The 14041-nt window shown below is 70.8% G+C and carries 13 protein-coding genes and 2 pseudogenes; 5 read left to right on the forward strand and 10 right to left on the reverse strand.

The window, feature by feature from the left end; all coding sequences use genetic code 11:
* Positions 1-3 precede the first annotated feature (3 nt).
* Positions 4-879, forward strand: coding sequence for a sugar phosphate isomerase/epimerase family protein (locus tag QIS96_RS09200; protein WP_282541944.1), 876 nt, complete (start codon positions 4-6; stop codon positions 877-879).
* A gap of 38 nt (positions 880-917) precedes the next feature.
* On the opposite strand, the gene QIS96_RS09205 is transcribed toward QIS96_RS09200, so the two are convergent.
* The gene (locus QIS96_RS09205; RefSeq protein ID WP_282541945.1) at positions 918-1472 is read right to left on the reverse strand and encodes a GNAT family N-acetyltransferase; all 555 of its coding nucleotides are present in this window, start codon (positions 1470-1472) and stop codon (positions 918-920) included.
* 109 nt (positions 1473-1581) lie between these two features.
* Here QIS96_RS09205 and QIS96_RS09210 point away from each other — a divergent pair, with 109 nt between their 5' ends.
* Positions 1582-2229, forward strand: a complete 648-nt coding sequence (locus QIS96_RS09210; protein WP_282541946.1) for a class I SAM-dependent DNA methyltransferase — start codon at positions 1582-1584, stop codon at positions 2227-2229.
* A 546-nt stretch (positions 2230-2775) separates the two neighbouring features.
* Here the strand turns inward: QIS96_RS09210 and QIS96_RS09215 are convergent.
* The 3 genes from QIS96_RS09215 to QIS96_RS09225 all read right to left on the reverse strand — a co-directional run bounded on the left by QIS96_RS09215 (position 2776) and on the right by QIS96_RS09225 (position 5599).
* A complete protein-coding gene (locus QIS96_RS09215; protein WP_282541947.1) occupies positions 2776-3591 on the reverse strand; it encodes an ABC transporter ATP-binding protein in 816 nt (271 codons plus the stop codon).
* A 20-nt stretch (positions 3592-3611) separates the two neighbouring features.
* Entirely contained in the window at positions 3612-4649 is a 1038-nt protein-coding gene (locus QIS96_RS09220; protein ID WP_282541948.1) for an ABC transporter substrate-binding protein, read from the reverse strand.
* Positions 4650-4735: 86 nt separating this feature from the next.
* On the reverse strand, positions 4736-5599 hold the full coding sequence (locus QIS96_RS09225) for an ABC transporter permease (RefSeq protein ID WP_282541949.1): 864 nt from the start codon (positions 5597-5599) through the stop codon (positions 4736-4738).
* Positions 5600-5938: 339 nt separating this feature from the next.
* On the opposite strand from QIS96_RS09225, the gene QIS96_RS09230 reads away from it, so the two are divergent.
* Both QIS96_RS09230 and QIS96_RS09235 read left to right on the forward strand, forming a co-directional pair.
* Positions 5939-6955, forward strand: coding sequence for a LacI family DNA-binding transcriptional regulator (locus QIS96_RS09230; protein ID WP_282542004.1), 1017 nt, complete (start codon positions 5939-5941; stop codon positions 6953-6955).
* A gap of 557 nt (positions 6956-7512) precedes the next feature.
* Entirely contained in the window at positions 7513-8757 is a 1245-nt protein-coding gene (locus QIS96_RS09235) for an acyl-CoA dehydrogenase family protein (protein ID WP_282541950.1), read from the forward strand.
* A gap of 43 nt (positions 8758-8800) precedes the next feature.
* Here QIS96_RS09235 and QIS96_RS09240 read toward each other — a convergent pair whose 3' ends face one another.
* The 6 genes and pseudogenes from QIS96_RS09240 to QIS96_RS09265 form a co-directional block, all read right to left on the reverse strand.
* Positions 8801-9370 (reverse strand): GAF domain-containing protein, encoded by a 570-nt coding sequence (locus tag QIS96_RS09240; RefSeq protein ID WP_282541951.1) that lies wholly within the window; start codon positions 9368-9370, stop codon positions 8801-8803.
* Positions 9367-10008: a GTP-binding protein gene (locus tag QIS96_RS09245; protein WP_282541952.1), complete on the reverse strand. Its 642-nt coding sequence runs from the start codon at positions 10006-10008 to the stop codon at positions 9367-9369. The genes QIS96_RS09240 and QIS96_RS09245 overlap by 4 nt, the downstream gene beginning before the upstream one ends.
* Positions 9986-10360, reverse strand: coding sequence for a DUF742 domain-containing protein (locus QIS96_RS09250; protein WP_282541953.1), 375 nt, complete (start codon positions 10358-10360; stop codon positions 9986-9988). The genes QIS96_RS09245 and QIS96_RS09250 overlap by 23 nt, the downstream gene beginning before the upstream one ends.
* Before the next feature lie 2 nt (positions 10361-10362).
* The gene (locus tag QIS96_RS09255; protein ID WP_282541954.1) at positions 10363-10794 is read right to left on the reverse strand and encodes a roadblock/LC7 domain-containing protein; all 432 of its coding nucleotides are present in this window, start codon (positions 10792-10794) and stop codon (positions 10363-10365) included.
* A 74-nt stretch (positions 10795-10868) separates the two neighbouring features.
* Positions 10869-12836, reverse strand: a complete 1968-nt coding sequence (locus QIS96_RS09260) for an ATP-binding protein (RefSeq protein WP_282541955.1) — start codon at positions 12834-12836, stop codon at positions 10869-10871.
* A 497-nt stretch (positions 12837-13333) separates the two neighbouring features.
* Positions 13334-13681 (reverse strand): annotated as a pseudogene (locus QIS96_RS09265) (MBL fold metallo-hydrolase); the annotation flags it as partial.
* Between the two features lie 56 nt (positions 13682-13737).
* Here QIS96_RS09265 and QIS96_RS37820 point away from each other — a divergent pair.
* Positions 13738-13929: pseudogene (locus QIS96_RS37820) on the forward strand (BTAD domain-containing putative transcriptional regulator); the annotation flags it as partial.
* Positions 13930-14041 lie beyond the last annotated feature (112 nt).

Consider the following 14041-nt stretch of genomic DNA (forward strand, 5'->3'; position numbering starts at 1 on the left):
TCCATGGAGTTGAGAGCACGCACCACCAGCACGACTCGCCGCTCCTTCCTCGGCGCTTCGCTCGGCCTCGCGGCGGCCGCGGTCTCCGCCGGACCCGCGCGGGCCGCCGAGGAGCCGGGCAGCCGGTACATTCCGCGCGGCGGCATCGGCATGCACCTCTACACGATGCGCACCCCGCTCGCCGCGGACTTCCTCGGCACTCTGGAGCAGCTCGCCGAGATCGGCTACGCGACGGTCGGCGTGAGCGGCCGGCACGGGAACAGCGCGGCCGACATCCGGCGCATGCTCGACACCACCGGGCTGCGCGCGGTCCTGGAGCACGTCGCGTACGACACGCTGCGGGGCCCCGGTCTCGCGCAGGCGCTCGCCGATCTGCACACGCTCGGCGCGAAGTGGCCGGTGGTGCCGAGCCTGCCGGGCGCGCTGCACACTCCGGCCGGATTCCGGGAGGTGGCAAGGGAGTTCAACCGCATTGGCAAGGCCTCCCGGGACGCCGGTCTCGGCCGGCTCCTCTTCCACAACCACGGCACGGATCACGCCACGGTCGAGGGGGAGGTGCTCTACGACATTCTCGTACGGGAGACCGATCCGGAGCTCGTCGGCTTCGAGCTGGACGTGTACTGGGCGGCGAGGGGCGGCGCGGACCCCGCCACGTACTTCGTGCGCCATCCGCGGCGGTTCCCGGCGCTGCACGTGAAGGACATGGCCCCGGACGGCTCGTTCGCGGACGTCGGCTCGGGCGTCCTGGACTTCGCTGCGATGTTCCGGGACGCGCACGTCGGCGGGGTCAAGCAGTGGCTGGTCGAGCACGACTCGCCCGCCGATCCGTTCGCCACGGCCCGCAACAGCTATGGGTACTTGGCGGCGCTGCGGTACTGAGGCACCGGGGGTGCGGCCTGTCCCGGCCGCGCCCCTGCTCAGTTCAGCTGCTTGTAGAAGAGCGTCGTCGGGCGCAATGTGCCCTGCGGGTCGGCCGCGAAGTCGGGGATGGTGCCTACGCGGGTCCAGCCTTCCGCCGCGTAGAAGCCCTCGGCTCTGCTGCCGGTCTCGGTGTCGAGCACGAGCAGGGTCACGCCTCGCTCGGCCGCCGCGCGCTCGGCGGCGGTCAGGAGCGTGCGGCCGAGTCCGAGGCCGCGTGCGGAGCTGTGCACCATCAGCTTGACGATCTCGGCGCGGTGCCGGCCGTTGGCCTTGTCGACGAGGTCGACGCCCACGGTGCCGACGACGCGTCCTTCGTGCCGTACCGCGAGCAGCAGGAGCCTGCCGCCGTCCACCTCGGCGGCCCGCCCGCGCCACCACGCCTCGGCCTCGGCGCGGTCCAGGCCGGCGAGAAAGCCGAGGGAGTTGCCGCCGGCCACGATGTCGAGCAGGAGGTCGGTGAACTCCTCGCTCAGCGCTCGGAGTCGGGGGCCGGTGAGGAGTTCGACGGGTGCTGTCGTCTTAGCCGTCTGCTCGCTCGTGCGCGTGCTCATCCCTCGTACCGCCTTCGTCTCGCTGCCCGGTGGGGCCCTCGTGCCGGAGCGAGCGTAGAGGCGGGGCATTACGGAGACGTTTCCGAGGCCGCCCCACTAGGGTCTACGGGTGACCGAACTCGACACCTTGCACGCGACCCGCGAGGCCTACGACGCCATCGCTCCCACCTACGCCGAGATGTTCCAGGACCCGTTGCGGGAGCGGCCGTTGGAGCGTGCCCTGCTGAGCGGATTCGCGGAGCTGGTGCGGGAGAGCGGGGAGGGCCGGGTCCTGGACCTCGGCTGCGGGCCGGGCGACTTCACGGCGCACCTCGACGGGCTCGGCCTGCAGGCCTTCGGCCTCGATGCCTCCCCCGTGATGGTCGAGCTCGCCCGTGGGGCCCACCCGGGGCTGCGGTTCGAGGTCGGTTCGATGGCTTCGCTGGACGTCGCGGACGGGGTGCTCGGCGGGGTGCTCTCGCGGTGGTCCGTCATCCACACGCCGCCGCGGGACGTGCCGGTCATCCTCGCCGAGATCGCGCGGGTCCTCGCGCCCGGCGGGCATCTCCTCATCGACTTCCCGGCGACGGACGGGCCGCACGTCGAGACGCAGTCCTACGACCATGCGGTGGTGACGGCGTACCGGTGGTGTCCCGATCACTTGGCGGGGTTGTTGCGGGGGCATGGGCTGGCGGAGGTGTCTCGGCTGGTGCTGGAGCCGAAGCCGGAGGATCGGCGGCAGTTCCGGGAGGTTCAACTTCTGGTGCGGAAGGGGTAGTTGGGGCCTGGGCATTTTTTTATCCCCTCCCCGCCCCTTCCCGAAAGACTGCCGTCGGCACCGGGGGCCACGCCCCCGGAACCCTCGCTCCCCGGGGCTGCCGCCCCTGACCCCCACCACGGGGCTCCGCCCCGGACCCCGACTTCGGGGGGGCCAGCCCCTGGACCCCGCTTCGGGGGCCAGCCCCCGGAACCCCGACTTCGGGGGCCGGCCCCCGGACCCCCTCTCCCCCCCGCAGGGGCTGGTCTTTTAGGGGCGCGGGGAACTGCGCGACCAGCCACGACGAAGCGGCACCCGAAAGACGGCCCGGCGACTCGGGGCGAAGCCCCGGACCTGATAGGGGCGCGGGGCTGTGACATCTGCCGCTCCGCCGCGTGGGCGCGACCAGCCACAACGGCGCCGCAGTCGAACGACGGGGGAGGCATGTTTCAGCCCGTCCGGCGCTTGAGGACGAGCGCGTTCAGCGCGATAGGGGTCCGGGGCGGAGCCCCGCAGCCGAGGGTCCGGGGGCGACGCCCCGCAGCGGGGGTCAGGGGGCTTCGCCCCCTAACCACCCTCCCCCGCACTGCCCAACAACCCCCGAACCCGCCCCGTCGCCGACGCGAACTCGGGCCGGGCCATCGTCTCCCCGTACTCCCGCTCCGCCGGCAGCCCCACCTCGATGACCTCCCTGATCGTGCCGGGGCGCGGGCTCATGACGACCACGCGGTCCGCGAGATACACCGCCTCGGCGATGGAGTGCGTGACCAGGAGCACCGTCGTGCCGGTCTCGCGCCAGATCCGGTGCAGCTCGACGTTCATCTGCTCGCGGGTCAGCGCGTCGAGAGCGCCGAACGGCTCGTCCATGAGCAGCACCGGCGGCTCGTGCAGCAGCGCACGGCACAGTGCGACGCGCTGCTGCATGCCGCCGGACAGCTCGTGCGGGTAGGCGTCCTCGAAGCCCTGCAGGCCGGTCATGGCGATGAGTTCGTCCGCTCGGGCCCGCGCCGCCTCCGCCGGCATCCTGCGCATCTCGGCCTGCAGCAGAATGTTGCGGCGGGCCGAGCGCCACTCCAGGAGGGCGGCGCGCTGGAACACGTACCCGATGTCGTGGCGCGGCCCGCGCACCCGCTCGCCCTGCAGCCGCACCTCGCCCGCGGACGGGGCGAGCAACCCGGCGACCAGCTTGAGCAGCGTCGACTTGCCGCAGCCCGAAGGCCCGACGAGCGCGACGAACTCGCCCATCCGCACATCGAGGGAGACCTCGCTGAGGGCGGTGACGTCGCGCTTCTTCGTACGGAAGCGGACGTCGACGGCGTCGATCGCGACAGCGGGAACTCCCTTGGTCGGCACAGGAGTTGAAGACGTCTTTCGCAGCGTCATGTCGTTCGACGGCATGGCAGTCAGCCCTTCACGGCCGTGTCCGAGGCCCAGTAGTCGGTGACGGGCCCCGCGTCCTTCACCATGCCCGCCTCCTTGAACACGTCGATGGTCTGCTGCCAGTCGGCCTCGTCGTTCACGCCGGGCGCCCGGCCCTCCGTGGCCTCGGTGTGCAGCAGGGTCAGCGTGGTCTTGAACTGCTCCGCCAGGACCTTCTCGGGCGGGAGCTGGTCGGACGCGCCCTCCATCGCGGCGACCGCGGGCCCCGGCGACTTCTCGGCTGCGGTCCAGGACTCACTGACCGCCTTGGCCATACGCGCGGCCAGGTCCTTGTCGGACTTCAGGGTGCGCTCGCCGACGATCAGGCCGTTGGAGTAGAAGTTGAGGCCGTGCTCGGAGAAGCGCAGATACGAGACGTCCTTCTTGGCCTTGTCCTGCATGATCGGGCCCTGGTCGCTCGCGTACCCGAGAAGCGCGTCCGTCTTGCCGGAGATCACCGCGGCGATCTTGCCGGCCGGGTCGGTGTTCTGGACCTTGACGTCGGACTCGCCGAGCCCGTTCGCCTTGAGGAACGCGGGGAACGTACGGGACAGCGCGTCGCCCGTGGTGCCCGCGACCGTTCTGCCCTTGAGGTCGGCGGGGTCGTCGATGCCCTGGTCGGCGAAGAACTGCACGGACGCGGGCGTGGTCTGCAGGAACACCCCGAGGCTTTTGACCTGCACACCCGAGTCGACGCCCGCGAGCACCGCCGGGGTGTCGGCCCAGCCGAAGTCGGTCTGCCCCGCGCCGGTCGCCTGCACGGTCTTCTGCGAGCCCTGGCCGGCCTGGATCTGCAGGTCGATGCCGTGCTTCTCGAAGATCTTCCGCTGCTTGCCGTAGTAGAACGGCGCGTGTTCGCCGTACGGGTACCAGTTGAGCGTCAGCGTCACCTTGTCGAGCGTCTTGCCGTCGGCGCTGGTGCTCGTGGCCGGGCCGTCCGCGCCGCACGCGGTGGCGGCGACGAGCAGCAGCGGGACGAGTCCGGCCAGGCTGCGGCCGGTCGGGGTTCTGCGCGGGGTCATCGGGGCGGCCCTTTCGCGAGGAGGCGGGCGGTGCGTGCGTAGGACGAAGGCGTGGCTCAACTGCTCGTAGGGGCCGGTGAGTCGGGTCAGTACGACGTGGTGACCGAGGCGTCCCGGCGGCTCGCGTGCCACGGGAGCAGCAGCTTCTCGGCGATCTCCACGAGGACGAAGAGGACGACGCCGATCAGCGACATCACGAGCAGCCCGGCGAACAGCATCGGGGTGTCGAGGTTGCCGTTGGCCTGCAGGATCACATAGCCGAGGCCCTCGTTGGCGCCGACGAACTCACCGACCACAGCGCCGGTCACGGCGAGCGTGACGGCGACCTTCAGGCCGGAGAAGAGGTGCGGGAGCGAGGCGGGGAGGCGGATCTTCACGAAGGTCTGCCAGGGGCGCGCGCCCATCGTCGAGGAGAGCTGCAGCATCTCCGGGTCCACCGCCTTGAGGCCGGTGACCATGGAGATGACGACCGGGAAGAACGCGATCAGAACGGCGATCAGGATCTTCGGCGCGATCCCGAAACCGAGCCAGACGACGAACAGCGGGGCGATCGCGATCTTCGGCACGACCTGCGCGAACAGCAGGATCGGATAGAGGGTCTTCTCGACGGTGGTCGAGTAGACCATCACCACCGCGGCGAGCACGCCGACGACCACGGCGATGACGAAGCCGAGCAGCGTCTCGTACGTGGTGATCCAGCTGTGCTGCCACAGGTAGTCGGACTTCTCGACGAGTACGTCGAGCGTGGCGCCCGGCGACGGCACCAGATACGGCTCGACCAGCTCGGCGGCGGCGATCGCCCACCAGAGGGCGAAACAGGCCAGGAGCAGGGCGACCGGACGCCAGCTGTGCTCGGCGGCCTCGGCCACCCGGCGGCCGAGGCCCGGTTGCTCTCGCACGGCGACTCCCGCGGGCTGCGCGGGCGGTGCGGACAGTGCGCTCTGGCTCACGGATAACTCCCCGGTGTAGGGCGGCGGTTGGTGAGTCGGCGGGAGCTGGGAGGGACGTCTCGAAACCGCTTTCAGAAAGCGCTTTCTGCTAGCATGTCGGCCACGCTAATGACCCCTCGACAACACGGTCAATAGGTCGTCCCGAAGTTTCCTTCGGGCCCTGGGTCTTGCCGTCGGACTCCCGTCGAACTCCCGCCCTCCGGGCGGACGACGGGAGTTCGACGGGAGTCCGACGGCAGGACCCCAACCACGACGCCCGAAGGGGGCGCAGTGAGTGAACGGGAACGCACACGTCAGGAACGCCGGCACACCCCTCACACCGCACCGCACCCGGTCACGCTGCACTCCGTGGCCCACGCGGCGGGCGTCTCCCCCGCCACCGCATCGCGCGCCCTGAACGGCACCGCACGGGTCCGCGAGGAGCTGCGCGACCGGGTGCTCGCGGCGGCGGCGGAGCTCGGCTACATCCCCAACGCCCATGCGCAGGCGCTCGCTTCGGCCTCCAACAACACGGTCGGCGTGATCTGCCACGACGTCAGCGACCCGTACTTCGCGGCCATCGCGAGCGGCGTGATGCGCGCGGCCGCCGACCGGGACCTGCTCGTGATGCTGGCCTCGACCTTCCGGGACCAGGCGCGGGAGATCGCCTACGTGTCGATGCTGCGGGCGCAGCGCGCGCGGGCGATCCTGCTGATCGGCTCGGGGATAGAGGACCGCGGGTGGGAACGCGCCCTGGACGCCGAACTCGCCCCCTACACCAGGGCGGGCGGCCGGGTCGCCGTGGTCAGCCGGCACCGCAGCCTGCGCGTCGACACGGTCCTTCCGGAGAACCGGGAGGGCGCGGCGGCCCTCGCCCGCTCTCTACTCGCCCTGGGGCACCGGGAGTTCGCGGTCCTGGCCGGGCCGCCGGAGCTGACCACCGTCGCCGACCGGCTCGCCGGATTCCGTGAGGCGCTCGCCGCGGCGGGGGTCGCGCTGCCCGCGGACCGGGTGGTGCGGGGCGCGTTCACGCGCGACGGAGGGCATGCGGCGGCCCTCGCGCTGCTCGCCCGCGGCGTGCGCCCCACCTGCGTGTTCGCGGTGACGGACGTGATGGCGGTCGGCGCGCTCGCCGCACTCCGCGAGCGGGGCCTGCGGGTCCCGGAGGACGTGTCGCTCGCGGGCTTCGACGACATCCCTCTCGTACGGGAGTTGACGCCGCCGCTCACGACGGTGGCGCTCCCCCTGGCCCGCATGGGTCAGGCCGCCATCAGGCTCGCCCTGCTGGACCCCCTCGGCACCCGTTCGCGCGTGGAGCACATTCCGGGGAAGGTCGTGCTGCGAGCGAGCACCGGAACCCTGACGCCCGTCGAGTGAGCGAGCCCGGAGAGCAGCACGCCGCCCGCCCGTAACGCGCCCGGAGCGGGACAGGACGCGGCGACGACGACGCAGGGCCCTCGCACGGCGGCCCCCCGTTGCGCTGTACGCGTAACCGGGGGAAGGCCGCGACATTCGCCCAATTCCCGTCATTCCGCCTGTAGTTGAGGATCCCCCGGGGGCACGCGGGAGGGCTTTTGTCCGCTTCGTGACGTGACCCTGTCCGAAACTTTTCCCTTCGTGAGGGCGCTCCGGGCCTTTGACGTCGCCCGCTACGCCTCTCACGCCATATGCCCACGAAATTTTCGTCGTTGGCATGTGACAAGCGGGCGCGCCAGGGGAATGCCACCGTGGTGGTGAACGGGGGGTTCCGCAAATGACACAGCGTCTGCTTGAGGTCAACGGACAGTGTTTGAGCCAAAGTTCAGAGGTGATCTTGCTCCGTGGCCGATCTTCAACAAGCGTGTCGCCGTGGCCTGCTCGAGACGGGACCACTGCTGATGCTCGAGCTGCTCGACGCCCCCGCGAGCAGGCGATTCGCACAGGAGGGACCTGCGATGGGCAACTACTTCACCACCCGATTCCACCATCGGCTGCGCGACGATGTACGTGGTTTCGCCGAACGGCACATCAAGCCACGGATACCCGCTATGGAGGCCGCGCGCAGCGTCCAGCACGAGCTCTCACGCCTGATCGCGCGGCAGGGCTGGATCGGCGCGACCATCGCCAGGGAGCACGGCGGGATGGGCGCCGGCCACCTGGCCAAAACCATCATCATCGAGGAACTCTCCCGGGTGAGCGGAGCCATGGGCGCCATGGCGCAGGCCTCGCAGCTGGGCGTGGCCAAAATCGTCCACTTCGGCAGCGACGCGCAGAAGAAGACCTGGCTCCCCGCCATCTCGTCCGGTGACTGCCTGCCCACCATCGCCGTCACAGAGCCCGAGTCCGGCGGCCATGTCCTCGGCATGACGGCCTCCGCCGTACGCGACGGCGACGACTACATCCTCAACGGCCGAAAGGTGTACGTCGGAAACAGCCACGTCGGCGACCTCCACGGCGTGGTCGTCCGCACCGGCCCCGGCAGCAAGGGCCTCACCGCCTTCCTGGTGGAGTCCGACCGCCCCGGCTTCTCCCTCGGCAAGCAGCGCGAGACCATGGGCCTGCACGGCTTCAGCTTCGGCGAGCTGAGGTTCGACAACTGCCGTGTCCCGGCGGCCAATCGGCTCGGCGAGGAGGGAGACGGCCTCTCGGTCGCCTACTCGTCCAGCGTCCTCTACGGCCGCGCCAACCTCACCGCGGTCTCCCTCGGCATCCACCAGGCGATCCTGGAGGAGACCGCCCGCTTCTGCGCCGAACGCGAGCGCTACGGCAAGCCGCTGTCCGAACTGCCCAATATCAAGCTGAAGTTGGGACAGATTCAGTCCCGCCTGATGACGGCCCGCCTTGCCGCCTACCACGCGGTGCACCTGCTCGACCAAGGCGAGTCCTGCGACGCCGAGTTGATGAACGCCAAGCTGGTGAACGTGGAGTCGGCCCTGGACTCCGCGCGCAACGCCATGGAGATCCACGCGGCGGCCGGCCTGTTCACGGACCGCCCCATCGAGCGCTACCTGCGCGACGCCCACCACATCTTCGCCCCCGCGGGCACCTCGGACGTCCAGCTCCTCCGCCTCGCCGAAGTCGCCCTCGGCTCGGCGAAGGGCAGCTGGTCCGAACGGCTCTCCTCATTGGTCCGCACCGAGGAGGAGCCGCAGCTGGCGGACCACCTGACACAGAAGCACCGCACGGCCGTGTACCACTGAACGGCCGTGCGGTGCCCGGGAGTTCACCCGGTCGGAGCGTGCGTCAGATGCGCCCGTCCTCGTTGCGGTGAATCTTCTCGATCAGCTCGGCAGCCATCGACTTGATCGTTTCGAGCCCCGCCCGCCCCCAAGGGCGAGGCTCGGTGTCGACCACGCAGATCGTGCCGAGGGTGACGCCCGTACGGTCGATGAGCGGCGCTCCCAGGTAGGAGCGGATGCCGATCTCGTCCACCACCGGGTTGCCCGCGAAGCGCGGGTAGTCGCAGACGTCCTCCAGGACGAGTGCCTTGCGGCGCACCACCACATGCGGGCAGTAGCCGTGGTCGCGGGGCATGAACCGGTTGACGGCGCCGGCCGCGGCCGCACCGCCCGGCTCCGTACCGGCGTGGGACCCCTGCGGGGTGTGCAGACCGGCGAAGAACTGGCGGTTCTCGTCGATGAAGTTGACCATCGAGAACGGCGCCCCGGTGATCTCCGCGAGCCGGTCCGCGAACGCGTCGAAGGCCGGGTCGGGCTGATCGCCCAGGCCCAGCTCGCGCAGGCGCTGGACTCGGCTCGGCGCCTCCTTGTCCACGGGGGTCAGCAGCAGGTGCCCTGTCGGGTCGTATGTCATGTGTGTGCTCCGTAGCTCGGTGCCGGGGTGGTGGTGAGCAGGTACTGGACGAGGGTCACCAGGGTCTGGATGCCGGAGCTGGAGATCCGGGCGTCGCACAGCAGCACAGGAACCTCCGGCTTGAGGCCTATCGCCGCGCGCACCTCCTCCGGCTCGTACCGGAAAGAACCGTCGAACTCGTTGACGGCGACGACGAATCCGATGCCGCGCCGCTCGAAGAAGTCCACGGCGGAGAAGCAGTCCTCGAGCCGTCGGGTGTCGGCGAGCACCACGGCGCCGAGAGCGCCGTCGGACAGCTCGTCCCACATGAACCAGAAGCGTTCCTGACCCGGCGTGCCGAAGAGATACAGCACATGACGCTCGTCCAGGCTGATACGGCCGAAGTCCATCGCAACGGTCGTGGTGGTCTTGCTCTCGACGCCTTCGAGGCTGTCGGTGGCGGAGCTGACCGTGGTGAGCAGCTCTTCCGTGCTCAGCGGCTCGATCTCGCTGACCGAGCCCACGAAGGTGGTCTTGCCCACGCCGAAGCCGCCCGCCACGAGGATCTTCAGCGCGTCCGGGAAGGCGTCCTCGGACAGTACGGCTTGATCGGCGGCGGGTTGCGTCGCATGCGTCTCAGAGCCGTCGTCGTAGACCATCGAGCACTGCCTCCAGTAGGGACCGGTCTGTCGGGTTGTGTCGGAAAGAAGGTTCTCTGGCGGTGATCGCGCCGCAGTCGACCAGGTCGGACAGAAGCACCTTGGTCACCACCGCGGGTAAGCGGAGCTGCGCCGCGATCTCGGCCACGGACGTGGGTCCCGCGCCGCACAGGCCGAGGGCCTGTGAGTGCTCGGGACCCATGTGGCCCACGGGGCTGGTCCCCGTGGGCATCACCATCGACAGCAGGTCGAGCGCGGTGGTCGGCCGTGTCCTGCCGTTGCTCACGGTGTAGGGGCGGACGAGCCGGCCTGCGGCGTCGTCCAGCCACGGCCCGTCCTGCGGGGCCGCCATGCTCAATGCCTCATCGCCGACGGCACCGCTGTCTGGCGTGCTGGTGTGACGAGGTACGGCCGGACGCTCTTCACCAGCATCGCCATCTCGTAACCGAGCACGGCCGCGTCGGCCTCGCGTCCGGCGAGCACGGCGAGGCAGGTGCCGGAACCGGCCGTCGACACGAACAGCAGGGTCTGCGCCAACTCCACGACGACCTGGCGCACTTCACCCCCGTCGCCGAAGCGCGCACCCGCGCTGCGGCCCAGGGAGTAGAGGCCGGAGGCGAGCGCCGCCATGTGGTCGGCGCTGTCCGGGTCGAGTCCGTGGACCGATTTGACCAGTCCGTCGGAGGAGAGCAGGACCGCGCTTCGGGTGTGCGGCACCCTCTGCACCAGGCCGCTCAGCAGCCAGTCGAGGTCGGAGACCTGGCCGGTCGGCACATCGCTCGCCATTAGGGATCGACTCCTTGGGGGTACGGGCGTCAACTTGCTGGTGGTGTCGGGGAGTTCGGTGACCGGGCCGGCAATCACTCGGTCAGCTCCGCTCCCCCGCGCCGGGCGCCATCCTGACGCACGAGCGGCTCTTCGGAATGCGGGGGCAGGGGGGCGGCGGCGTGCGGTACGGGAGCGGATTGCGGCGCGGGGGCCGTCGGCGACTCGTCGTGCGCCTCGGCGAGGCCGATGCCGCGCTGGAAGGCGGCCATCAGGCCGGGGTCGTGGCCCACCGTCGCGTCGTCCTCCTGCGGCGCGGGCGGCGGCACCGGCTCGTTGCGCAGCTGCGGTACGAGGTGCTCCTGCGCACGGCGCTTGGGCAGCTGGGGTCGGCCCGTGGTGCCGCGGCCGTTACCGGCCGCGGGCGGCGGCGCGCTCTCCGCCGAGTGCCGCTCGCCGGTCGTCTCGGCGGGCGCCGGTGCGGCCGCGTGCCGGGCCTCGGGGCGCAGGCCCTGAGCGGCATCGGCCGGGTTGAGGCGGGGTTCGTGGGCACCGCGCACCGGGAGCGGTCCGTTCTGGGCGGCTGCTGCGGTGACGGGGCTCTCCGCCCGCTGCTGCTGGGGCAGTTGGGCCGCCTGGACATGGGGGGCCATGTGCAGTTGCAGGGCGGGCGTCTCGACCGCGCGCGAGTCACGGGCGGACGCCGGCGCCGACGCCACCGGCACCGGCAGCTGCTCGCGCTCGGGTACGGCAGCGGGCTGGGGGGCGTCCTGGATCAGCTGCGCCTCGTGCGCCTGTCGGGCCTTCGCCGCCTGGGCCTGCTGGGTCTGCTGCGCCTGGCCGTTGGCGGCCTGCGAGTCGGCGCCGAGGAGGGCCTGCGGCAGCAGGATGACGGCCTGGACGCCGCCGTAGATGTTGCTCTGCAGGCGCACCGCGATGCCGTGGCGGCGGGCGAGCGCGGAGACCACGAAGAGGCCGATGCGCCCGTCGGACAGCAGGCTCGCGACGTTCACCTGATCGGGGTCGGAGAGCAGGGCGTTCATCTTGTTCTGCTCGGTGACGGGCATGCCGAGTCCGCGGTCCTCGACCTCCACGGCCAGACCCGCCGTCACATGGCTGGCACGGAGCAGGACTTGGGTGTTGGGCGAGGAGAACACCGAGGCGTTCTCGACGAGTTCGGCGAGCAGGTGGATCACGTCGGCGACGGCGTGGCCGCGCAGGGTGCCGTCGATCGGGGGCACCAGCTTGACGCGGGAGTACTGCTCGACCTCGGCGATGGCGGAGCGCAGCACCTCGGTCATGGTGACCGGGTTGGACCACTGGCGACGGGAGATGGCGCCGCCGAGCACGGCGAGGTTCTCGGCGTGCCGCCGGATGCGCGTGGCCAGGTGGTCGACGTGGAACAGGCCCTTGAGGAGCTCGGGGTCCTCGACCTCGTTCTCCAGCTCGTCGAGCAGCTGGATCTCTCGGTGGACGAGGGACTGGAGCCTGCGGGCGAGGTTGACGAACACCTCGACCTTCTGCTCGCTGCTCGCGTGGCTGGACATCTGCGCGGCCTGCACGATGGAGGCGACGGCGGTTTCGTGTGTGCGGTTCAACTCGTGGGCGAGCTGGTCGAGTTCGTCGCCGCCGCCGACCTGCGACGGGGGCACCGGGCGCTGCGGGGCGCCCTCTCCGCTGCGGAGGCGCTCGACGAGGCCGCTCAGTTCGGCCTGGCTCCGCGCGGTGGTGCGGCGCAGCGCGATGAGGCGGTCGCGGATGGCGCGCGCGCTCCGGTTGGCGGCGACGACGGCCGCGGCGATCCCGGCGGCGGCGCCCACGGCCGCGGTGATCAGGACGGCCCAGAGCCAGCCGGAGGGTTCGGCCCCGGTGGACCGGAGGGTGAACAGCACGGCGGCCGCTCCGCACAGGGCGACCGCCACTGCGGGCAGGACCGAGGCACGCAGGAATTGACGGCGTATCTGGAGCTCGGGGAGCTGCTGGCCAGACCGGGGTCCCGGCCTGCCGTGGCGTCCGCCCTCACGGCGTTCTGCACGTGCGGCCGGTTCGCGAAGGTGAGACATCGGCGTCCTCGGTGGACTCGTGGTGTGCGGGCATCAGGGGCTCGTGGCGTGCGGGCATGTGGGATCACTGCGCCGATCACCGTCGAGCAAGGATGTGCCGCGCGTTGGTCGACGGGCACACACCGTAGTCGCCGGACCGACATGTGCGATGGGCTGTTGACAAACTTCGCCGAACCGGGTGCCGGTCTGGCACCATGCCCCGCGCGCAAGGTCAACTCGCACTGGTAGGACGCTTGTTCCCGCCCGTCACTCTAGGGGGGGACGCGGCCGTCGGGGGACACGGAAGCACGGCTTCAGCCCCCTGGTGAAGAGCCGGGACGGGCCACCCGCGAGGCGCGCGCGAGCACGGAGCGCACGCGGAATCGGCGATTCAGCGGCAAACCCACCGGCGGGAGAGCCCCGATGCGGAAGAAAACCGATGCGGGGAACCGTCAAAGCGGCACGCCAGAATTGGCCGGGAACATATGCCAGGTGGCGTGAATGCTTCGCAGCGGCGACTACCCCCTGCCGACCTCCGCCGCCCGGGGCTCGACCGTCAACTGCCCCTCCACAGCGCTGGGTTCGGACGCACCCGTCGGTACGAAGCCGTGGGCCACCGCACGCCACCACGCCTGTGCGGGCAGCTCCCCCGTCGGCTCGAAAGGCTCGCCCGGGTGCGGGGAGGCCACCGCCTGGCCGGCCTGCTCGGCCGCGCGCCTGGTCCACTCGCCGGGCTCGGCCCACGGGTGCGGGGCGAGGTTGAACGTGCCCCAGTGAATGGGCAGGAGCACGCCGTGCGGCCGGCCTCCCTGCAGGTCGAGGTGGGCCTGGACGCCCTCGTCGGGGGTCATGTGGATGTCCGGAAACATGACGTTCTGGCAGGCTTCAGCACCTCGGCCTCTCGCCGAGCGATCACTTCTACCAGCAGCTAATGCTCGCACTGCACGACGGCGGCAGGGCCGGCGAGGTCCTGCACATCCATCGCTCGGCGCGGGAATCTCTGCGAAACGAACTGGGACTGAAGTCCGGACGGGTGCTCCAGGACCTCCAACAGCGCATCTTGCGTGTCGACGAGAGTCTCCGGCCAAGGTTGGCCGCGTCGCACAGCAACTGAGATTCCGTACAGCCGGGCACAGCGCAGTTCGCCAAAACTTCGGATACCGAACACTTTGCGCCACGATGCATCACTGAACATCGCGGACCGTAACCGTCGTTCAGTGTGCCCG

The sequence above is a fragment of the Streptomyces cavernicola genome (assembly GCF_029968035.1).
GTDB classification, from domain to species: Bacteria; Actinomycetota; Actinomycetes; order Streptomycetales; family Streptomycetaceae; genus Streptomyces; species Streptomyces cavernicola.

Bases quoted from the DNA above. Each gene is read 5' to 3' on its own strand.
- QIS96_RS09200 (WP_282541944.1), top strand. From the start codon at position 4: ATGGAGTTGAGAGCACGCACCACCAGCACGACTCGCCGCTCCTTCCTC.
- QIS96_RS09205 (WP_282541945.1), bottom strand. From the start codon at position 1,472: ATGAGCACGCGCACGAGCGAGCAGACGGCTAAGACGACAGCACCCGTC.
- QIS96_RS09255 (WP_282541954.1), bottom strand. From the start codon at position 10,794: ATGGCGAGCGATGTGCCGACCGGCCAGGTCTCCGACCTCGACTGGCTG.
- QIS96_RS09235 (WP_282541950.1), top strand. From the start codon at position 7,513: ATGGGCAACTACTTCACCACCCGATTCCACCATCGGCTGCGCGACGAT.
- QIS96_RS09240 (WP_282541951.1), bottom strand. From the start codon at position 9,370: ATGACATACGACCCGACAGGGCACCTGCTGCTGACCCCCGTGGACAAG.
- QIS96_RS09245 (WP_282541952.1), bottom strand. From the start codon at position 10,008: ATGGTCTACGACGACGGCTCTGAGACGCATGCGACGCAACCCGCCGCC.
- QIS96_RS09260 (WP_282541955.1), bottom strand. From the start codon at position 12,836: ATGTCTCACCTTCGCGAACCGGCCGCACGTGCAGAACGCCGTGAGGGC.
- QIS96_RS09250 (WP_282541953.1), bottom strand. From the start codon at position 10,360: ATGGCGGCCCCGCAGGACGGGCCGTGGCTGGACGACGCCGCAGGCCGG.
- QIS96_RS09215 (WP_282541947.1), bottom strand. From the start codon at position 3,591: ATGACGCTGCGAAAGACGTCTTCAACTCCTGTGCCGACCAAGGGAGTT.
- QIS96_RS09220 (WP_282541948.1), bottom strand. From the start codon at position 4,649: ATGACCCCGCGCAGAACCCCGACCGGCCGCAGCCTGGCCGGACTCGTC.